The following is a 21633-nucleotide window of genomic DNA, read 5'->3' on the forward strand; positions in this document are numbered from 1 at the left end:
TGTTCCTCCTTATTTTTTTATCCATAGATATTCAGCATTTTTATAGAAGATATCTTCCAGCTGTTCTTCACTTAAGCCTAATTCTTCAAACTTGCTGATTTCTATATTTACTGGTTTATATGGCCAGTCTGTTCCAAAACATACTCGTTTTGAACCTAATACATCAATTGCTGTTTTTAACACTCTTGTATCCATTTGACCACTTGTTTCTACCCACACATTATCTAAATCTTTAACTGCCATAATCGTAGACATACCAAATTCATAATATCCGATATGTGTAAATACAAAGCGCAGATTTGGATGTTTTTTTGCATATTCTGCCCAGACGTATGGATTAGAAATCGGTGCAGTTCCTACATGTGTCTGCACATGAACGCCATATGTTTCAATTTTATCAAGAAGTCCATCTAAAGCAGGCGAGTTATCAGGATAATACCCATGCTTCCATGAGTGAAACTTTACTGCTTTCATATGATAAGTTCCTAAACACAAATCAATTTCTTCCAATGCTTTTGGATCTTTTGGATTAATGAAAGCATATCCTTCAATTATGTCTGGATATTCACACATTGCTTTATAGATAAAATCATTTTGATACCGTGTGGATATACCAGATAAACAGCTGATACCAACTTTTGTGATTCCATGTTTTTTCAAATCTTCAACCAGCTCTGTTGGCGTATTTTCTTCTCCAGAACTAGTTTTTCCCAAATGAGAATGAATGTCATAATATTTCAAATTATCTCCTCCTATCAGCATTTCATCTTGATATAACATGTTACATCTGTATAATAACTTATCATATCAAGTTTGTCAACATAATATATCATATTTTTACATATTTTATTAAAATTGATAACGTTTTCTTAAAATTTCACCATTATAAGGTATAAACTTGTTATAAAAAAACTATCTAGGTTGTATTACTAGATAGCTTTTATAATTCTTCTTTTTTTAAAGTGATTACATATTTATACTCATCAGCTTTATAGGAATTAATAGATAATTCTAATGGTCTATTCAAATAATCATAAGTAATTCTCTCTCTTCGGAAAAGCGGTTCTCCTTCATCCATATACAGTTCTTTTCTTAAATTAGGTGTTGGCATTACAGCTTCTATGGTTTCTACTGCACGTTCAATATGTAATCCCTGTTCCTCATACAACGCATAAATAGATGTTTTCTCGTTTAATTCTTCACCATGTATGACAACACCAGTATCACGGGATATAAATTGCTCATTCATACCAATAATTCGGCCATTTTTCAACCTTAGCCGTTTTAGTCGATATATATCTGCACCTTCCTCAAGCTGAAGATAATCACATACAATACCAGTTGCTTTTGTTTCCTCAAATTCCAAAATAATAGATGATGGACGTTCTCCAGCTTCTCTTGCTTCCTGAGAGAAACTGCTTACGCCAACTAAGTCTGAGTATTTTCTCATTGGCTGTACAATCGCCCCTTTTCCTTTTCTGATTTTTATGAAACCAGCTAGTTCAAGATCTTGCAGAGATCTGCGAATTGTTATACGACTGACATTAAATTCAGCCTGTAGAGAGGATTCAGAAGGTATTAATTCATTTTCTTTATACACACCATTTTCAATGCGTTTTTGCAGTTCTTTATAAATCTGTAAATATAATGGCGCATCTTTTTTCTGTTTCTGCATAAAAGCTTTCCCCTTTCCATATGACACTTACACTATAACATAACATGTCATAAAAATAAACACTACATGATATAACATCTTGTTAAATAAACAGAACTACATATAAAAAAACAGTAATCAACAAAAAAAGCCATAGCATATAAAACACCTGCTATGACTTATTTTATAATCTAGTACTTTAAATCAATAATCTTTTCCCATGTAAATTCTGGTCTGCCAAAGTGACCATAACATGCTGTTTGTTTGTAGATTGGTTTCTTTAAATCTAATTCATCAATGATATCTTTTACTTCAAAGCTAAAGTTTTCTTTGATGATATCTAAGATTTCCGCATCACTCTTTGTGCCAGTACCAAATGTATCCACCATAATAGATACTGGTTTTACTTTACCGATTGCATATGCTACCTGTACTTCACATTTGCTGGCAAGTCCTGCCGCAACAATATTCTTTGCCACATAACGACAATAATATGCTGCACTACGATCTACCTTACTAGGGTCTTTACTTGAGAAGCATCCTCCACCGATTCTTCCCATACCGCCATATGTATCACATACGATTTTTCTTCCTGTTGTACCACTGTCACCAAAAGATCCACCTACGACAAATGATCCACTTGGATTGATCAGATAAATTGTATCTTCATCGACTAAATCATCATTAATGACTGGATTGATAACTTCTTTCATTACTAATTCTGCGATTTCTTCCTGTGTAGCACTTGCGACATGTTGTGTAGAAACAACGATTGTATCGATACGTTTGATTTTATCATCTTCATATTCTACTGTTACCTGCGTTTTTCCATCTGGTAATAAGATATCACTTTTTCTTCTTACATCACTTAAACGTTTTGCTAACTGGTGTGCATAATCAATAGCGGCAGGCATGTAGTTTTCTGTATCATCACATGCATATCCAAACATGATCCCCTGATCACCTGCACCAATTTCACCATCTTCCCATACAACTGCATGGTTAATTTCAGATGACTGTTTATTTACTTTTGTCATAACCGTATAATCTTCGGTATAGCCAATTTCTTTGATCACATCTTTCGCAATCTTTTCGTAATCAATAACAGCTTTTGTATTTGCTTCTCCATAAACCAATACAAAATCATCTTTAATGGTTGCTTCTACTGCCATTTTACTTTCTGGATCCTGACGTAATGCTTCATCTAAAATACTGTCCGCAATCTGATCACAGATTTTATCTGGGTGTCCTTCTGTAATACTTTCACTTGTAAATAAATAATCCTTCATGTTTTAATCTCCTTTACACATATAAAAAGCCTCCTCAATAAGAGAAGGCAATCTTAGTTGAACTATTCTCTTATCGTTGTTAGCAGTACCACCTTATATGATGCTTCATACAGGTTGGCGTGGGCTGCGAGCTAACTCTCTAACCCAACTCTTGATAAAAAGGCTCTTATATTAAAACACACGCCAAGCTATTTGGCAACTCTTTTCGCAAAAAATATTACAATCATTTTGAAAACACCGATTGTCTGATTTTCAACTTGCAGGATAATCATTGGTTTTCAACTAGTTAACAGCTTTCAATGTATTGATGAAAAGCTGAAAATTCATTTATTTTACGTTCTCTCATGATTTTTATATAACCATTATCTTTATATTACTCTAACTGGGATTTTTCTAAAAGCCCATCATTCCATATCATCATTCCTGTTTTCACAATATTTTCTAAATCTGATGATGTCATTGACAGATTAAGTAGAGGATGTATATAATCTATAAATACTTCATTAATATCGTCTGATTCTATATTATCCTCTTAGCTTATATCCACCAAATAAGGATTTCTTAAATTTCTTTAATTGTGCATCTGTGTAATCACTCTTACCAGATACTGCCTGATAATAACGTACGGCCTCATTGTAGTTTACTTCCGTACCAAGCCCTAACATATAAGCATCACCAAGTCCATTAAACATTTCTACCATAACAACAGTAGAGAATGGTGAAATATTATTTTGAATATTTTCTTTATGATACTGATAAGCTTCTTGTAAATACTGGAAACCTTTATTTGGATCTGCGGCAGTTCCAATGCCTCTTAAAAGACATCTTCCATAATGTGGATATGCGGACATATGCTTGTTTTCAGCTGCTTTTTTTACCCATGCAAAACCTGTTGTTTCATCTTTTGTGATATCACGATTGCCATTTAACAACATAATTCCCAATAAACATGCGGATACATTAGAACCATCCTTAGCGGCAATTTCATAGGCTTCTGCGGCTTTTTTCATATCAATAGGAACACCACGTCCATGTTCATATGCATATCCTACATCATAGTATGCTTTTAGATATCCATGCTGAGCAGAACGTAAGAAATATTGGAAAGATGTATCATAATCTTCTAATTCATCATAATATTCTCCATAATCCTGTTCCCATTTTGGATTACCTTTTTCTACACAGAATTTAATAATCTGAACCTGTGCATCCCTGTTTTTTGGCAATCCTTCAGAACCACTGAATAAATTGTATAAATTATTCGCGCAATGTGTATAACCTGCACCTACGGCTTTTGCCAGCCATGGTAATGCCAGTTGTGCTGATTTTGTGTCTAAATCTTCTTGAGAACTGAATGTGTTTAATACATCTATCTCATCGATATCTATATAATCCTGAAAATAATATGTATTACCTATCACGTATTGCGCGAACGGATGCCCTGCTTGGGCCCATTCCAATACTTGATCACGTGCTTCTTTTAAGGTATACGGCATTCTTGCCTCGATTTCCTCATTCATTAATCCACAACGTTTTGCTATCAAAATACATAACATACTGCCTCTTGAAATACCTTCCAATAACAACTCATCTGCTTTTTCATCAGATTCTTCAAATCCTGCATATTCCCATACATACTGAAATCCCATGTAGGTTCTGGCAAGAAAACAATATGCTTCCGGATCACCTTCAGCGACTGCCTCTTCCAACAAACGTTTTCCTTCCTGTTGTTTTGTTTTATCAAATTGCATCCAGATCAAATCGAATGCCTGTTCGGTTTTATCTGAAAAAAATTGTCCCATTTCATTCTCCTCCTTTATTCTATACATTTACCTTTTTCTTGTTTACATTATATAGAAAAAAATAATAAAAGTCAGCTTTTCTAACATATTTGTTTGATTTTCAGTTTTTTTCTTAAATCCCCTTAATTTTAAATATAAAATCGCAAAAAAGAAGTATAATTTAAGTGTAGAATGCGTGGTGTTGTTTATGATGAGAAAATTCGTCAGATATTTATTTTTTATCGCCTTATGTTTTCCGTTAAGTTTATTTTTTATTCATCAACATATCGAAACAAAATCAGATGAAGATTTAAAAAATGGATTATCCAAGCTTCATGCTGTAAGTCATAAAGATTTAAATGATGTTACTTCACATGTACAAAAGGTGGGGAAACAAATAGAAGAAAAGAAAAGACAAAGTGCTATAAAGTCCAATCTTCCAATGTCTAGCCGATTCAAAAACACGGTAATTCTGGGGGATTCTTTATCTGAAGCATTTTTAGACTATCGTCTTTTGCCACAAAACATCGTACTTGCTTCACGTGGAAAACGTACAGATAATTGTGATACAGAAATACAATCCGCAATCTCTCTTTCACCAGATAAAGTATTTTTAAGCTTTGGCATGAATGATCTGCTTTATTGTAGAGGAAATGCACAGCGCTTTATCAATCAATATAAAAAACTTGTGACAACAATTCAGAAACAACTTCCGGATACAAAGATATACATTAATTCCATTATTCCAATGAATGAAAATGGTTATGCTACAGATCACAATATGCGAAAAGATAAGGCATTTAACACAGCTTTAAAATCTATGTGTAAAGAAATGCATATCACTTATATCAGTAACGATTCTTTAATTGATGGCAGCGGGGATCGTTATGAAAGAGATGGAATACATCCCAAATATGCATTTTATCCACTATGGCTTTCCCATATGGCAGAAACGGCAGGAATTTAATATGTTGAATAAATTTCGATTATTGTTAGAATTTGGATGTATGATTTTATTGTTAATTTTACCTTTTACAAATGTAGATAAAACCGTATCCATGAAACAGGTTTCTTCCATTATAGAATCCTATAGCAAAGCATCAAAGTATGAACACGAGGATACAAAGTTTATACGAAAATATTACCATTTAAATAAAGAAGATTATCAGAGTGCTGTTATCTATAAACATCCTTCCACAATGGAAGCTGAAGAACTTAGTGTATTTTATGAAACAGACGAGAATAAACAAAAAGCTATTTATGATAAACTAGAAAAACGTATGCAGGATAAAATGCAAAGTTTTAAGGGGTATGGACAGCGACAAAGTGATTTGATACAAAAAGGCTTTATTTTTCAAAAAGGACCATTCATCTTTTTGATGGTAGATGAACAGGCAGCAACTTTAAAAAATAAGATTTATCAATTATTTTAGGAGGGGAATTTATGGCATTTCAAAATTACATATTTATCTTTTTCCTTCTACCCTGTCTATTGATTCTCTATACCATTACACCAAAAAAATATAAATCTATCTTACTCATTGTGGCCAGTTTGATCTTTTATGCCTGGGGCGAGCCTGTATATATTATACTATTGATATTGCTTACGATATTTAACTATATCATGGCTTTATATATGCAAAAGAAACAAGACAGAAAACGTAAGTATATACTTGTGGAAATCATTGTGATTAATTTGTTTCTATTGTTTCTTCTAAAATTATATATGTCTTTTTGACTATCTTTTTATATCTTCTTAAATGTCCGCAAAGCCTTATTTTATCGGCTCTACGGGCATTTTGCTTTTGTGGTAAACCTCACATATCTAGGTCTATCTTCTTATATTTTCTCTATCAAACGTGGTTAAAATCGTGGTAAATACTTCTATGCAATTAGACGCTGAACCTCTGATTTTGCGGTATCTATGGACGCATGAGCGTACCAATTCATTGTGATACTAATGTTTGAATGCCCCATGATATACTGTAAATCTTTTGGGTTCATGTTCTTGCTTGCCAGCCTTGTGCAGAACGTATGGCGTAGCGTATGCGGTGTGATATGTGGCAAGGGATTGTCTTTGTGGTGCTTGTTGTATTTCTTTACCATACGGACAAATAAGGCGTTGTAATCAATCGCAACTTTGGGCTTGCCTTTATGATTGACAAATAGGAAATTGCCCCGTCCGTCTATCACAAATGGTTCTGCCTTTGGGCGTTTCTTCATAACCCGTTGAAATGCCTGTATCGTTTCTCTGCTTAATGGTACTTGCCTTATTCCGCTTTTCGTCTTAGGCGTTTCAATATAATAGCCTTGTTCCTTGCTCTTTAGTAACTGGTGGTCGATAATCACAACTTCATTCTTGAAATCAATATCGGCTACTGTCAGTCCGCACAGTTCCGAGATACGAAGTCCTGTTTTTAACAGTATCAGCACATCATCATAATGCTTGTGATACACATTGTCCGTCTTAATAAATGACAATAAGGCTTGTTCCTGTTCCTCTGTCAATGCGACTTTCTCTTTGGTATCATTTTCTAGGACTTCACTTAACTTGAAATCAAAAGGGTTTTTCCTTACACAATCGTCTTGTATGGCGATATAGAATGACGCTTTTAACGAGCGTTTATGGTTGTTAATGGTATTGTAGGAAAAGCCTTTGTCTTTCATGCGTAACGCCCATTCTTTAGCGTCAGAGGGTTTGATTGTATCAATGCTCCTAGCACCTAACTTGTCCTCTTTCAATAACCGCATGAGTTGTTTCCGTTGTTTCATTGTGCTTTTCTTCACATTTGCCCTCTGTGCGTTCTGTTTGGCATAGAGTTGGCAAAGCGTCATTTTCTTGCCTGTGCTGTCGATACCGTCCTCAATATCCCGTCTTATCTGCTGTTCCAGTTCTCGAAGTGAGAGTTTTTCCCGTTTTCCCTTTGGTGTCGGGTCTGTGGGTGTCAATCTCCAAGCATACACATATTTTGTGTTTCCAAATGCGTCCACATATTTATATAAGTATTTCCCGTCTGTTCGTTGGCTCTCTCCAGTATGCAGGATACGTCCTTTGTTATCCCGTCTTTTTTCTTTCATGGTGTCTGCTCCTTTCCTTGTTGGAAAGAGCCTTGATATGACTTGTGTTCATCATAACACATACAAGGCTCATTTGCACTAGATAGCGTCCAATTTGTCAATGACCTGTTCAAACTGTCGGCGTTTAATCTGTATGCGGTTGCCATTCATAATGAGCCAGCCAGCGTCCTTGTTTTCCTCTGCCAATCGTCTTAACTTGTTTTCTCCGATACGGAAATACTTTGACGCTTCTTCAATGGTAAGGGTGTATTTTTCCCATACGGGAATATCGTTGTTATTCATCAGATACCCCCTTTCCCATGTTTCGTGTCATACTGGATATAGGGGATAAGGTCGGTGCGGTTTATCCTCTGTAAATGGGCGGTTAATTTACTGGAAAGGGAATTGCTGTATCTTGCCTTATCAAGCATAGTTCCTACTTTTTTCAGTCCACCTAATGCGTCATGTTCTTCTAAGAAATAAAAACTTTTGACAGCGGAAATCACGCCACCCTCTGTGAGCCATTGCTGTGTTTCCTCAAGGGAATTTTGCTGTTTTGGTACTTGCAGTTTCAAGACCTCCACAGCCCCTAAAAAGCGTTCCCAAAATCGACACGTTTTCCACCTGCTTTTATTACTTTCGTTTCTGTTTGGCACGACAAAGCGTAGGTTGTTTGCCAGTAGCCCGAAAGCCAGTTCCCCAAGTTCCAGCGGTCTGTCCTTAAATGTCATGGCAAAAACATGAGCCTTATCATCACGCAGTTGCATTTCTGTTCGTTTCCAACTGCCGACTTCCTCAAGCGTCTTATTATGTTTTGAACAGACTTCCTTATCCTTATCATAAAAGCGGTAGGATAATCCAGATTTTCCAGCACCGATATAAACAGTCTTTGCGGTGTCGAAATCGTCAAACTTGCTTTCATCAAAGTGGTAGCCCTCACTATTGGAGATAAATTCCTCTTTTTCGCATTTCTTCTTTATCTGCTCTATGGTAAAGAATGGCTTTTCGTTCCTATCATCAATGGCAATATCAAGTCTTGTGAAATGGAAGTTATCCAGTCCGTATCTTCGCTCGCAACGTCGGAACATATCCCCAAAGGTATAATTCCTACTGTCGAGAATACGGAAAATATCATCACAACCTCTGCCAGTCATAACAAGATAACAGCCTAACCCTTGTGGGTTGTCCTCTGTTTTTCTTGCGTCCCCCGATACATAAATATCTCCAATCTGCCAGCGTGCTTGATAGGTCTTGAATTTAACGCTTGCCGAATAGACATTGAAAATGTCAGTCGGTAAACCTAAAATGTGCATGATAACATCTTCTGCGGTTACAGTATCAAATACAATGCTGATGTAATCAATCTTAACGGATAAATTTTTGTGTGTAGTTATAGTGCATTACTCCTTTCGTATGCCCCGTTTTTTTGCGGGGTAAAAATAGCGTTTTGTCCTTTATTTATCACAGTTTCTAGGTACTATGACATGTATGCGCAGGGCGGTGTTACATATACGCCCTCTGCGAACGCCTAAAGGCGTTCCCTTTCCAAAAGGAACTGCCTGTCCGAAACACGTCTGGGGGACGTGCCCCGTTCAGCCAGCCCCTTTTGGAAACCACTATTTTCTGTCTGATAGTCCATGCCTATTCATGCTATCAAAGTGAAAATATATCTTTTCTATGCTTACTCAAGCGTGTGATTGACCTTATCGTGCTTAATCACTCTATCTGATACGATAATAACGCCATTAGAATTACTTGTCAAGAAGTTTTTGTTGACTTTTAGATATATATTAAGTATGATATGCTTATAAGTGATGATAAAAGCAACGAAAGGAGCGATTATACTAAGTTATGGAGGGTTATATAAAGAAAATCAGTTTCTTAGGAGAGAACATACAGACCATAAGAAAACACAGAGGAATGAAACAACAGGAACTTGCGGACAAAATCGGTATCAATATGCAGAGCCTTTCCAAGATTGAACGTGGTGTGAATTATCCTACCTTTGATACGCTGGAAAAGATAATGGACGTGCTGGGTGTAACGCCCAATGAATTATTATCGGGGGAATGGAAATATATCGACCATACCGAGCCATATATCATGGATATTATCAAACGGGAACAGGACTTCAATGTTTCCTTAGATTATCTGTCTGAAAATGAGTTTTTCAATGATGAAAAAGAATACAGATTTTACATGGAAACCATATTGATTAGATACATCAGCAATTATCTTTCTAATGAGGTTGTAGAAGTGGAAGAACTTATGGAAATCAAACAGTTGATACAGCGTCAAAAAATAGAACGTATGATGAAAGTACATAAGGAAATGCGAGGATTAGACCGATACAGAGAACAGCCCAAAGAGTATAAATATCACAACCCTTATGATGACTGGATATTCCGTCAACTTGCGGATATTGACAATAGAAAAAACATTCCTAATACTTCTCCACAAGTAGACTTTAATGAGGCAGACTATGAAGATTATCTAAAGGCGAAATGGAACAGAGGTCTTTAATTTCCTCTTGCATGAAAGATACAGCAAACAAAAAGCCCAGTAAAGAGTGCAAAGCACCACCAATGGTGGCAAGGCTCTTGACAGGGCTTTTTCTTTTCTGTGGTGGGTAATCAAGAGGAAGAAAGGGATATAATCTGCTTTATGGCAAATCAGATAATACCAACACTGGTATTACAATAATTTCGCACAAAAAGTAAGGAATATGTTATAATAAGATGAATTTAAAATAAGGCGGTGGCTAAATGGCAAAGCAAAAGTATTCTTTTGACAGCAAGATACATATTTATAGAGCTACAAAACGAATGAGCCAACAGGAACTCGCTGACCTTGTTGGAGTATCTCGGCAAACAATTATACAGCTTGAAAGAAACCGATATAATCCGTCCATGTTGTTGGCATATAGCATTGCGAAAGTATTTGATGTAGCGATTGAAGATTTATTTGACTTTGAGGAGGCAGAAAAATGATAGAATTGTTTGAGTCGATTATCAATAATAAAACAATACTTGTAATAGGAACATATTACTGCGTTCCTATTACTATTGCTGTAATTGTACTATTCTTTTTGAAAACATCACGAGATGAAAGAGGACGGGCAATTATCGGCAAAGCAAGTATTATCTCGACGATTGCATTTATTATTCTTGTCAATGTTTTTGCGAAACTTTCTATGCGAACACCTATGGATTTTTATAGTATGGCTAATGGTGTACAATGGATATATAATATTGTATTAACGATACAAGTTGTTGCAATCTTGATATATAAGAAGATTGAATGATGAATATTTTTCGTGCTTGTTTTCCGTGTTAAAAAACAGGCACGATTTTTTAATACAAATAGTAAGAAATACTTTACAATTAGATTGAAAAAAATTATAATAAAAGAGGGAGATAACTTCCAATAATCTTGAAAGGAGTTGCTATTATGGCAGACAAACATTTAACAGAAAATTATTTTTCAAGTGAAAGAAAAGACATGAAGTTTTTAAAAGGCTTTACTTTAGTTGCTTTACTTCCTCTTTGGGCGGGATATGCTTTTGCCCTTTATAATGGGGATAGTAACAATTTATCAAACTACTCTTTATTGATTTTAGCATTTTCTCTGATGAATTTTAATGCTATATGCGGAGTAGAAAAAATAGAAAATAAAGTCTTGAATTTGGTTGCTAAGTTGGACGGTGTTCTATTTTTTGTTTGGGCATTCGTAACTATTATTCAATTACTCTTAAAATAAATAGAAAAGGTGTAATACGAGAAAGTGCTGTGAGGAGGGCTTATACTATGGAAAGTTTTAAGCATAATTCCATACGAGCAACAAAAACCTAACAGTATTTTATCAACAACTAAATATTTTACAATATTAAAAGTTCGTACAAACAAGGTATTTTGTGCGGACTTTTTTCTTGACCTTCTTTTCGTATTTTCCAAAGGTATAGACGGTATTTCCGTTTATATATTTCAGCGTATGCGGAAAGGAGGTGAGATTATGAACACATCTTCTTTCGAGCATATCGTTAGAATACAGTTTAATGCTTTGATGATGACTGTTATTAAATGTACAGTAAAAAGCAGAAACAGACAGTTTGCAAGACGTTCTAAGCGTGAAGTTTTATTCTGTGAATTATCAGATACAAAAAATCTTGAATGTGTAACAGAGGATAAATATTCTTGTGATTACATTTCTTTTGAAGTCTTGAATTTCACAATTCAAATATCAAACGAGAAACTTGCTGTTGCTTTATATAAGTTATCGAGTAAAGAGCGTGATGTAATTCTATTACGCTATTTTCAAAGCATGAGCGACCAAGAAATTGCAGAATTATATCATGTATCACGTTCTGCTATTTATCGCAGAAGAAGTAATGGATTGAAGAAATTAAAAACAGTATTGAAAGAAAGGAATTGAACCAATGAAAAAAGAATATGGCTACCCTACATTAAAAGTAATATGTCAAGCGTCTGCTGGAAATGAAACTGCCATAAGAGAGATTTTGAAGTTTTATGACGCTTATATCTGTAAATTATGCTTGCATCCGTTTTACCACTCTGAAAGTGGTAAAATCATTATGCAGGTTGATGAAGAATTAAAAGGTCAAACTCATACAGAAATGATGAAAGCAATCTTGAAATTTGAAATCAGAGTGAAGTAATCATATTACATGAATAAAAAACGGGAGATACACAGATGTTTGTGCTATCTCCCATGTTATTTTTTGTGTCATATCAAGGCTCATTCAATCGTGGTAAATTCGTGGTAAAATGAATGATTTTATATACTTACAAATGCTTGAAAGTGTAGTATTTATAAGGAAAATCAAAAATCAGATATAAAATTTCTTCTAAAATATTATAATTTTTTTCTACAAGAACTTTCTCATATCCTGCCAATACCAAAGCATAATGATATTTCCTCCATGCCTCTAGGTATTTCCTTTTATCTATTTACGATTTTATCATACCAATTTGATGTATATCGCAGACATATCAATGCAGAAAGCCATTTTATTACATATGCATTATACGTTACATGGTTTCCTAAATTAATTATGGGACCTATTATGCGTTATGAAGATTTCAAGAAACAGCTTCCCCTCATGAAAATTGATCGTAAACATTTAGAATCTGGTTTGACGTACTTTATCATCGGACTTGTGCAAAAGGTATGGATTGCGGATTCTTTATCCATAGTTTTCTCACAAACAAACGCATCTTTATCCTCCACTGGCATGTTCTGGCTGGGGATTCTGGCTTATACTTTACAGATATATTTCGATTTTCAGGGATACACGCAAATGGCCATTGGCATCTCAAAGATTTTCCATATCCAGCTTTATGAAAACTTCCATTATCCTTATATTGCGACCTCTGTCACAGACTTCTGGCGTCGCTGGCATATATCTTTATCCTTGTGGTTTCGTGATTATGTATATATTCCTTTAGGTGGTAATCGTAAAGGCCTATGCATACAAATACGTAATCTAATGATTGTATGGATGTTAACTGGTATCTGGCATGGTGCTAACTGGACATTTCTTTCATGGGGTATTTATTATGGATGTCTGTTAATCTTTGAAAAGTTTTTATGGAGTCATGTGCAATCTAAATTACCTGTTATTTTGAACTGGTTTCTTACCATGATTTGCATTATGATTGGCTGGGTATTCTTCTCTAGTGAAAGCATCTCACAGGCCTTTCAGTATTTACAAGGAATGTTCTTCCTTAAACAGTTACCCCTTATGAATGAAGAATTTTTATTTATCTTACATTCCTGCTGGTGGATTCTAATCATAGCTATGATATGGGCCAGTCCGCTATTCCATTATATTGGTAGATTGGTATCTAAACAAAAAGATTATGTTTGGATATTAAAGCCTTTAGGTATCTTATGCTTATGGTTGTTGGCATTATTATATAGTGTTGGCGGTCATGTACAATCATTTCTATATTTTCAATTTTAAAGGATGCGATGTCAAATGAAAACAATGAAAGAAATTATTCAGTCTTATGGTACAAGCATGGTATCCTTATGCTTTATTATAGGGGTTCCCTTATGTTATATGCTCATACCCGATCAAGTAAATTCAATAGAAGAAAACCGAACTTTGCAGCAAATGCCAAAGTTGCATATTGCGGATATCTTACAAAAACAATACCAGGATGATATGTCCTCTTATCTAAATGATCAATTCCCCAAACGTTTTGCGTTACATAAACAAAAGGTTTCATTGGAACATGCTTTAGGAAATAATGAATTTTCCTCTGTCTTAATTGGTAAAAACGATATGCTTTTTCAAGATATTCCAGCTATAGAGGATACGAAAATCAAGCAATTGAGTGATACCATTAACAGTTTTGTGAAACAGTATCATAAAATAAATATGCATATGTTGATAGCAGTTAATAAAGCCGAAATCTATCCTGAAAATCTCCCTGCGCATATCACGCTTCCCAGTCAGAAAAAAACACTTTCCAGCTTTTATAAAACATTGAATAAAAAGATAAAAATCACAGATATTGAGGATCATTTTCTTGATCAAAAAAAGGAAAACTTATATTATCGAAGTGATCATCACTGGACAACCAAGGGGGCATATGAAGCTTTTCAGGTCTATTTAAAAAATGATTTAAAAGCAAAAAACACTTTACATTATGAACCTTATGTTATTCATCAAACATTTCAGGGTGCTTTAGCTAATACCAGTGGTTATTATAGTAAGAAAGATGATCAGGTTGAAATCTATGTACCAGATAAAAATGATCCGGATGTATTAGTTGAATATGTGAATGAGAAAGAAAAGGCAGCCAGTGTTTATGTGGAAAGCAAAGCCTCATCCTCTAATCCTTATGAAGTATTCTTTGGTGGCAATCATGCGTTGATCCAGATGACCACAAGTAGTGAAACAGATAAACGTTTACTTGTTATTAAGGATTCTTATGCGAATGCTTTTCTTCCATTCTTAACTCCTTATTATCATGAAATTACAGTGATTGATCCACGTTATTATATGGACGATGTAAATGAACTGATGAAAAATAGAAATATTACAGATGTATTATTTCTATATAATTTTAATACCTTTTTCACAGATTCTTCTTTAGTAAATTTACTACAGTGAAGGATTTCCAACAAGATCGTGATATATGCTATTCTAGTACATAATCTTTATTCTCTTATCATTATTATTTAATAAAATATGATAAATAATATACATTTTATTAAATTTTTTAATATATATTTCTCACAAAGATTTCTATCATCATTTAGATATTGCCCTTTTTATATTTTCTATCATATAATTCCTTTAATTTCTTCAAATTTTAGCTATTATTTGTTGACTTCTTGTAGTACGAGTGTTAATATAATAGCGGATGGAGTCTATGGCTTGTAAAAGCCGAAGAAAAGAGAGTGTTGTGAGCACTCTCTTTTTTTGTTGAGGAATTCGGATGGAGTTGACATTGATATCAAAAAACAATATTCAATATCAAATAGTTTCACTATCTAGAATTCGTGAACTGAGTTATATTTCTTTTCCAAACAGGATGCAAATATATCTCAGGGTGACATTTGCTTCTGCAATGATTTTCCACACCAGAAACAGTGTAAAAATATCTTGCATAGCTTTTTTACCTCCTATGTAATCTTCGTCCGAAATCCCCTATTTGGAAATTCCAATAGACAAGTTCCTCCTTCTCTCAACACCCTTTCCATCATATACGTTTCTGAAAAGTTAAGCTTATTATAGCACTAAGCAACATAATTAGATATAGTATTTAGTTATCTTTTGATAATTAGAAATCAGATATTAAAATTGGTCAATTTAGCACATTTACTTTATATATTTCTGTTTTTTAATTACTTATATATGCTTTATTAAAATAAAAAATACTAGATAAATGATGTCATCTAGTATTTAAACTTATAAAGGATTTCAGTTATGGTAATAAGCTTGCGGCTTCTTCATCCATGATTAATGTAAAGTGTGGATGTAAGGTCAAGATTGTAGCTGGTTTATTTTCATCGACAATGCCTTCCATTAATGTTTTTATAATCTCAGCTTTTTTTACACCACTGGCAATCATGATGATATGTCTAGCACGCATAATGCTTCTAGGTCCCATCGTAATATAATAATCAGGCACATCTTCTTCCACATCATTAAATTCTGGGAGAATACGGTCTTTTAATCGACGATCACATTCCACACGTGTTGTAAGGTCACCAAATTTTGTCGTTTGAGGTAAGTTCCCACAGAAATGTCCATCAGCACCAACACCTAAAATTACCATATCCAAACCACCATCTTTTTCAATACGCTCATCCTGCGTTTGATAATTAAATTGATCCAGTTTATGAATTCTTTCTTCTGGTATACCTGCTGGTGTAAAGAACGCCTCTCTCAATCCTGAAATAGTAACTCCTTCGCGATCTTCTTTACGATAAGGAATTTCATCAAAGTTATAAAAGTGTACATGATCAAAACGATTGGTATCTTTTACTTGTGGAACTAATAATTCATACATACGCTTTGGTGTAGATCCTCCTGTAATGGATAAGTTCACACGCTGCTTTTCCTGATACATATAACTCATAACATAATCTGCGGCAATTTTACTCATTTCTTCTACATCTTTTCCAATTAAAACTTTCATTTTACGTCCTCCTATTGAATCACTGTCAGGATATCCATATCCTTTGTGACTGTTTTTATTTTTTGATTTGAAAATATATCTAAATAATCATCTGAATTTGTAATTACCATTATTACATGTGTATCATAATGTTCTTCAGCTACTTTTTGATAATCAAAGACAATCAACGTTTGCCCCTGAACCACTGTATCACCAATATTCACCTTTGCTTCAAAGTATTTACCATTCAAATTTACGGTATCAATGCCTATATGAATCAACACTTCTAAACCATCTTTTGTTTTCATACCAATGGCATGTTTGGTTGGAAATAAAGCTGTAATGATACCATCAGCAGGTGCACAGATTTGATTATCCTGTGGTAAAATAGCGATACCTTTTCCCATCATTTCTTTTGCGAATGTTTCATCTGATAAATCTTGTAAAGCACAGATTTCACCTTTTGTGGGAGCATTTAGTTTTAATAATTTATCATCCATATTCACACTAATTTTTGGTTTTATCATTTCTTCTGCTTTTGATGTATCTACACCTTGATCTTCTTCAATCACTTTATTCTTAAACACAAAGATGATAGCCATTGTTATGATAATGGATGCTGGTAAACCGATGATGATACCCATAAATCCATTACCAAATGTTGCTGGAATCGTGATTAAAGATGACATAACCATCGCATATTCTGCGGATCCAAATACTGATGATATCGCACCACCAATTCCACCGCCAATCATCGTTGCGATAAATGCGACTTTATATTTCACGATGATTCCATATAATCCTGGTTCTGTAACTCCAAGGAATCCTGAAACAGCTGCAGATAGTGATAAATTCTTCATTTTTTCGTTGTGTTTTCTTAATACAAAATAAATAGCAAGTGGTGCAGCGGCCTGTGCCATGGTACTCATATAATTCATAGCGCCTATTGTAGTATATCCATAAGTTGCTAACTGCTGAGATACAATTGCACGAACTGCATGATGTGTTCCAGTTAATACTGTAAATGGACGGATAGCACCAATTACAAATCCTGCCACAATTGGTGAGAAATCAATTAATACCTGAACACCCTGTGCAATATATTCGCCAATATAATAACCCAATGGACAAATCATGATCATACATACAGGAATGACAATAACCAATGTTAACATTGGTGTAAAAATCACACTTACAATGTCTGGTATTTTTTTCTCAAAGAATCGATATACATAACTCATTACCCATACAGATAATATAATCGGGATAACAGAGGAATTATAATCAAGATATGGTACACCAATAGAACCTATTACTTTTAAACTTTTTAATCCAGCATTAATGCCTTCATAAATGGTCGGATGCATCATAGATCCGGCAATCGCAAGTGCCATGTATGGATTTGTTTTAAAACGTTTTGCGGCACTGACTGCTAACAGGAATGGATAAAAATAGAACATTCCATCAGAAATAATATTTAATAGATTAAAGATATCACTTCCCCATTCAATCCATCCAAACTCCCAGAACATAAAGAGGAAACCTTTGATCATACCTCCGCCAATTACTGGTGGTAAGCTTGGAATCAATATAGAAGATATCGTTTCCAATATATTAGAAATCACTGATTTTTTCTTTCCCGTTTCTTTTGGACCATCCTCAGATAAAGCCAATTGTGGATTGCCGATTAATTCCTGGTAAACTTTATTCACTTTACTTCCTACAATGACCTGAAATTGTCCTCCCTGCTCCTGTACTCCCAGAACACCATCTAAATTCTCAATGGTTTTTTTATTTGCTTTTTTATCATCATATAACGTAAAACGTAATCTTGTAACACAATGTGTTAGATTTTTTATATTTTTCGCACCGCCAACATTTTCTAGAATCAGCTTAGCCAGTTCCTCATTTTTCATAAATCTTCTCCTTATTTTTTATTTAACAATCGGTTAATATGTAATGTTAGATATAACTTTTCACTATCTGCAGACTTACTTTGATATAAATGATCTAAATGATCGGTAATCATTTGTGCACAATGAAATGCTTCAGGGTATTTCTCTTTCACAATATCCAACAGCTCATCATTGATGGAATCATCAATTTCAAATTTCAGCTGACGAATCAAATAATATCGTAAGTGTGTAATGAATCTGGAAAATGAAGTACTGTCCTGATCGATGGTACAATGGAAATAATTCTCAATAAATGAAATTATTTTTGACATCATCTCTGTTAATTCTGCCACGTCATATGCTTCACTTAATCCACCTGCTGCATTTACGATATGCATTGTCATAAAGACGGCTTCCCCTTTTGGCAGTTTGATATTCATCTCTTTTTCTATTAACTGGATTGCATATCTGCCTACTTCCATTTCATTAGGGTAAAACTGTTTGATTTCATTTGCCAAAGGATGATCAATCAACATATTTTTAGATGATCGATCCAGCGCAAAGTTTAAGTGGTCCGCTAAGGAAAATATTAGATTATCTGACAATGGTTTTCCTAACAGTTCTCTGCCTTTTTCCACAATCTTCTCACATACCTTTATTTGTTCTAATGGTATATTCTTTAACATTTTTACGTAATAATCTTCATCACTGTTTTCCTGAAGGATAAAACGTTGTTCAATTAGACGTTCATTAATGCTATCCCCTGGATAAACCTTAAATCCCAATCCTTTTCCAGTGACGATTTTCTTTTGTGTACCATCTTTCACTAATACGACATTGTTATTGATTCGATTGATAACTCTCATAGTCACACCTCATTTTTTCGCAATTGCTAAATTAAACACAAGAATAAAAAAGACCCAAATGATTATAAAAAATCACTTAGGTCATGCCGGCTTATTCCGTAACAAATCCTGATACGTTTGTATTTAATTCGTTTATATCTTAACAGACAGTTTTACCATTGTCAATGGTTTTTATTTACATTTTGTAAGCGTTTTAATATAGTTGTGTGCATTGTGTTTATGCAACTCATTTTTATTTTCTTATTAAACATCTCCATATATTAGATAATATAATATCAATTATATAACATATATATTATATTTTTTTAATATAAACTGTTTCATTAATAATCATATGATAATTCAATATGCTTCTTCTAGTCTTTTTCTTCAGATTATATTCAATAATTCCTAAAATTTCCTTAAAATTTAGCTATTATTTGTTGACTTCTTGTAGTACTAGTGTTAATATAATAGCGGATGGAGTCTATGGCTTGTAAAAGCCGAAGAAAAGAGAGTGTTGTGAGCACTCTCTTTTTTTGTTGAGGAATTCGGATGGAGTTGACATTGATATCAAAAAACAATATTCAATATCAAATAGTTTCACTATCTAGAATTCGTGAACTGAGTTATATTTCTTTTCCAAACAGGATACAAATATATCTCAGGGTAACATTTGCTTCTGTAATGATTTTCCACACCAGAAACAGTGTAAAAATATCTTGCATAGCTTTCTACCTGTACTCTTCGTCCGAAATCCCTTAAATGGAAATTTCATTAAGACAGTTTCCTCCTTCTCTCAACTAACTTTTTTTGTGCACTTATGAAAAGTTAGGTTAATTATAGCACGATATAAACTAATTAGATATAATATCAAGTTAATTTCTCATAATTAGAAATATGATACATAATCTATGTAATTTTGTACAAAATTGAAGCTATTTTCTAATTTTATTTTTTTATGAAACAAAAAAGAGTTTAATTTATCAAATTAGATATTTTAAACTCTTTTTAATATTTATACTTTTACTAACAATTTTCAATTTCTATTGGCTTTAACGACCAATATTTTCCTTTTGCGTTTACAACTTTCATTTGTTTTATGTCATTTAAATAGAATCTCGAGGTAAATACTGTTTTTCCCTCATCCGCAAATATTTCAATGCTGGAATGATCAACAAATATCCTGATTTTTTGATTTTCTTTGATTAGTCTTTTAGCATAGCGTCTAGTTCCATACTTCTCATTATACATAAATGTCATATGACTACGATCTAAAATATAATCTTTTTCATTCATCTCAAAAAATATATAGTTTTCTTTACTTTCTAAAATCTCAATTTTAAAATAATCATTTACTTCCAATTCCAATTCAAATGCCGCTTGTTTTAAATTCATACATGTATCTATTTGACGTTCTTCATCACGTAACGATTTTAACTCTTCTAATGGTTCTTGCACAAGTCGATCACCATCAACAATAATTTTTCTAGGTATTGTAAGCATATGTGCCCAGTTATTTTTATCTGATGGATAAATACATTTTGAATTGCCTAGCCATCCAAATAGTATATATCTTCCACTCTCATCTTTGAAAATTTGTGGGGCATAAAAATCAAATCCTTTATCCATTTCATAATATGTCTGTGCGTTAAATTTCAAATCATTTTGAATAGGATCCCCGATTCCATAGGTGACAGAAAAAACATTTTGATAATCGTAATGATTAGAACTTTTTATTCCTTGTGGGGAAAAGAATAAAATTCCTTTCCCGTCTTGTTCAAAATAATTAGGACATTCTAACATATAACCAAAATTATGATTTTGCAAATTTAAATTTCCCTGATAGGTGAATGTGTGAAAAGTATCTCCATGATATACTGGCAATATTCCTATTCCATTTACTGATTCTCCTCCAACAAGCATCCAATATGTATCCTGTTTTTTGAAAACACATGGATCGCGAAAATTATCAGATGTAATTTTTTTATCCAAAGATACTATAACTCCTTGTTTATCAATCTTATCTTGTCTTAAAAGACCATAACATACATTTGCCTTGTCATCCTGATCAATTCCAGTGTAATATACATGACAATGTTTTCCTTCCTTAAAAGCCATGCCACTATAGCATCCATGTAAATCATATGAATCATCTGGATACATTGCACATCCGTAATCATCAAAGTGGATAAAGTCTTTTGTGGTTAAATGCCTCCAATGTTTTAATCCATGTACTGGTCCTAATGGAAACCATTGATAAAAAATATGATATGTTCCCTCTATTTGACATAATCCATTTGGATCATTCAATAGCCCATGTGGTGGTGCAATATGAAAAGATGGATACCAACGATCTTCGATAGTTGTTTGATGAATATAATTTATATATTCATCTGAAACATCCTCTATACGAACAAGTCTGTTTTGATGATTTGAAAAATCAATTAATTTCATA

General features: G+C 33.7%; 22 protein-coding genes and 1 riboswitch. Of the genes, 11 read left to right on the forward strand and 11 right to left on the reverse strand.

Features of this window, described 5'->3' with window-relative positions; genetic code table 11:
- Positions 1–9: 9 nt before the first annotated feature.
- The 4 genes from DW761_RS00205 to DW761_RS00220 form a co-directional block, all read right to left on the reverse strand.
- Positions 10–741 carry an amidohydrolase family protein gene (locus tag DW761_RS00205; RefSeq protein ID WP_117516068.1) on the reverse strand — a complete coding sequence of 244 codons (732 nt, stop codon included), beginning with the start codon at positions 739–741 and terminating at the stop codon, positions 10–12.
- A 199-nt stretch (positions 742–940) separates the two neighbouring features.
- Positions 941–1675: a GntR family transcriptional regulator gene (locus tag DW761_RS00210; RefSeq protein ID WP_117451449.1), complete on the reverse strand. Its 735-nt coding sequence runs from the start codon at positions 1673–1675 to the stop codon at positions 941–943.
- Between the two features lie 170 nt (positions 1676–1845).
- The gene (metK, locus tag DW761_RS00215; protein ID WP_117451447.1) at positions 1846–2943 is read right to left on the reverse strand and encodes a methionine adenosyltransferase; all 1098 of its coding nucleotides are present in this window, start codon (positions 2941–2943) and stop codon (positions 1846–1848) included.
- Between the two features lie 43 nt (positions 2944–2986).
- A riboswitch (SAM-I-IV-variant riboswitch) is annotated at positions 2987–3106 on the reverse strand.
- A gap of 361 nt (positions 3107–3467) precedes the next feature.
- Complete coding sequence (locus DW761_RS00220; protein WP_158553716.1) at positions 3468–4745, reverse strand: tetratricopeptide repeat protein; 1278 nt, start codon at positions 4743–4745, stop codon at positions 3468–3470.
- A gap of 187 nt (positions 4746–4932) precedes the next feature.
- Here DW761_RS00220 and DW761_RS00225 point away from each other — a divergent pair, with 187 nt between their 5' ends.
- From DW761_RS00225 to DW761_RS00235, 3 genes are read left to right on the forward strand one after another with little or no spacing between them, the layout of a single operon-like run.
- Complete coding sequence (locus DW761_RS00225; protein ID WP_117516070.1) at positions 4933–5691, forward strand: GDSL-type esterase/lipase family protein; 759 nt, start codon at positions 4933–4935, stop codon at positions 5689–5691.
- Position 5692: 1 nt separating this feature from the next.
- Complete coding sequence (locus DW761_RS00230; RefSeq protein ID WP_158553717.1) at positions 5693–6157, forward strand: DUF4358 domain-containing protein; 465 nt, start codon at positions 5693–5695, stop codon at positions 6155–6157.
- Between the two features lie 11 nt (positions 6158–6168).
- A complete protein-coding gene (locus DW761_RS00235) occupies positions 6169–6462 on the forward strand; it encodes a hypothetical protein (RefSeq protein ID WP_117516072.1) in 294 nt (97 codons plus the stop codon).
- 146 nt (positions 6463–6608) lie between these two features.
- Here DW761_RS00235 and DW761_RS00245 read toward each other — a convergent pair whose 3' ends face one another.
- The 3 genes from DW761_RS00245 to DW761_RS00255 form a co-directional block, all read right to left on the reverse strand.
- Complete coding sequence (locus DW761_RS00245) at positions 6609–7802, reverse strand: site-specific integrase (protein ID WP_117516073.1); 1194 nt, start codon at positions 7800–7802, stop codon at positions 6609–6611.
- A gap of 78 nt (positions 7803–7880) precedes the next feature.
- Complete coding sequence (locus DW761_RS00250; RefSeq protein ID WP_002607397.1) at positions 7881–8084, reverse strand: excisionase; 204 nt, start codon at positions 8082–8084, stop codon at positions 7881–7883.
- A complete protein-coding gene (locus DW761_RS00255; RefSeq protein ID WP_117516074.1) occupies positions 8084–9094 on the reverse strand; it encodes a replication initiation factor domain-containing protein in 1011 nt (336 codons plus the stop codon). The genes DW761_RS00250 and DW761_RS00255 overlap by 1 nt, the downstream gene beginning before the upstream one ends.
- A gap of 538 nt (positions 9095–9632) precedes the next feature.
- On the opposite strand from DW761_RS00255, the gene DW761_RS00260 reads away from it, so the two are divergent.
- The 8 genes from DW761_RS00260 to DW761_RS00295 all read left to right on the forward strand — a co-directional run bounded on the left by DW761_RS00260 (position 9633) and on the right by DW761_RS00295 (position 14922).
- The gene (locus tag DW761_RS00260; RefSeq protein WP_117516075.1) at positions 9633–10304 is read left to right on the forward strand and encodes a helix-turn-helix domain-containing protein; all 672 of its coding nucleotides are present in this window, start codon (positions 9633–9635) and stop codon (positions 10302–10304) included.
- Between the two features lie 242 nt (positions 10305–10546).
- A complete protein-coding gene (locus DW761_RS00265; RefSeq protein WP_004613729.1) occupies positions 10547–10771 on the forward strand; it encodes a helix-turn-helix transcriptional regulator in 225 nt (74 codons plus the stop codon).
- Complete coding sequence (locus tag DW761_RS00270) at positions 10768–11085, forward strand: hypothetical protein (protein ID WP_032519056.1); 318 nt, start codon at positions 10768–10770, stop codon at positions 11083–11085. The genes DW761_RS00265 and DW761_RS00270 overlap by 4 nt, the downstream gene beginning before the upstream one ends.
- A 146-nt stretch (positions 11086–11231) precedes the next feature.
- Positions 11232–11540: a hypothetical protein gene (locus tag DW761_RS00275; protein WP_117516076.1), complete on the forward strand. Its 309-nt coding sequence runs from the start codon at positions 11232–11234 to the stop codon at positions 11538–11540.
- 252 nt (positions 11541–11792) lie between these two features.
- Positions 11793–12212 (forward strand): RNA polymerase sigma factor, encoded by a 420-nt coding sequence (locus tag DW761_RS00280; protein ID WP_199485563.1) that lies wholly within the window; start codon positions 11793–11795, stop codon positions 12210–12212.
- Positions 12213–12216: 4 nt separating this feature from the next.
- Positions 12217–12456, forward strand: a complete 240-nt coding sequence (locus DW761_RS00285; protein WP_117516078.1) for a helix-turn-helix domain-containing protein — start codon at positions 12217–12219, stop codon at positions 12454–12456.
- Positions 12457–12633: 177 nt separating this feature from the next.
- Positions 12634–13764: an MBOAT family O-acyltransferase gene (locus DW761_RS00290; protein ID WP_333782691.1), complete on the forward strand. Its 1131-nt coding sequence runs from the start codon at positions 12634–12636 to the stop codon at positions 13762–13764.
- 15 nt (positions 13765–13779) lie between these two features.
- A complete protein-coding gene (locus DW761_RS00295) occupies positions 13780–14922 on the forward strand; it encodes a DHHW family protein (RefSeq protein ID WP_158553718.1) in 1143 nt (380 codons plus the stop codon).
- 817 nt (positions 14923–15739) lie between these two features.
- On the opposite strand, the gene DW761_RS00300 is transcribed toward DW761_RS00295, so the two are convergent.
- The 4 genes from DW761_RS00300 to DW761_RS00315 all read right to left on the reverse strand — a co-directional run bounded on the left by DW761_RS00300 (position 15740) and on the right by DW761_RS00315 (position 21632).
- A complete protein-coding gene (locus DW761_RS00300; protein ID WP_117516081.1) occupies positions 15740–16456 on the reverse strand; it encodes a glucosamine-6-phosphate deaminase in 717 nt (238 codons plus the stop codon).
- Between the two features lie 11 nt (positions 16457–16467).
- Complete coding sequence (locus tag DW761_RS00305) at positions 16468–18351, reverse strand: beta-glucoside-specific PTS transporter subunit IIABC (protein ID WP_117516082.1); 1884 nt, start codon at positions 18349–18351, stop codon at positions 16468–16470.
- A gap of 11 nt (positions 18352–18362) precedes the next feature.
- Positions 18363–19196, reverse strand: a complete 834-nt coding sequence (locus DW761_RS00310; protein ID WP_117451431.1) for a PRD domain-containing protein — start codon at positions 19194–19196, stop codon at positions 18363–18365.
- A 1008-nt stretch (positions 19197–20204) separates the two neighbouring features.
- Entirely contained in the window at positions 20205–21632 is a 1428-nt protein-coding gene (locus DW761_RS00315; RefSeq protein WP_199483507.1) for a glycoside hydrolase family 32 protein, read from the reverse strand.
- Position 21633: the final 1 nt, after the last annotated feature.

Source organism: Absiella sp. AM29-15 (assembly GCF_003434225.1).
GTDB lineage: Bacteria > Bacillota_I > Bacilli_A > Erysipelotrichales > Erysipelotrichaceae > Hoskinsella > Hoskinsella hominis.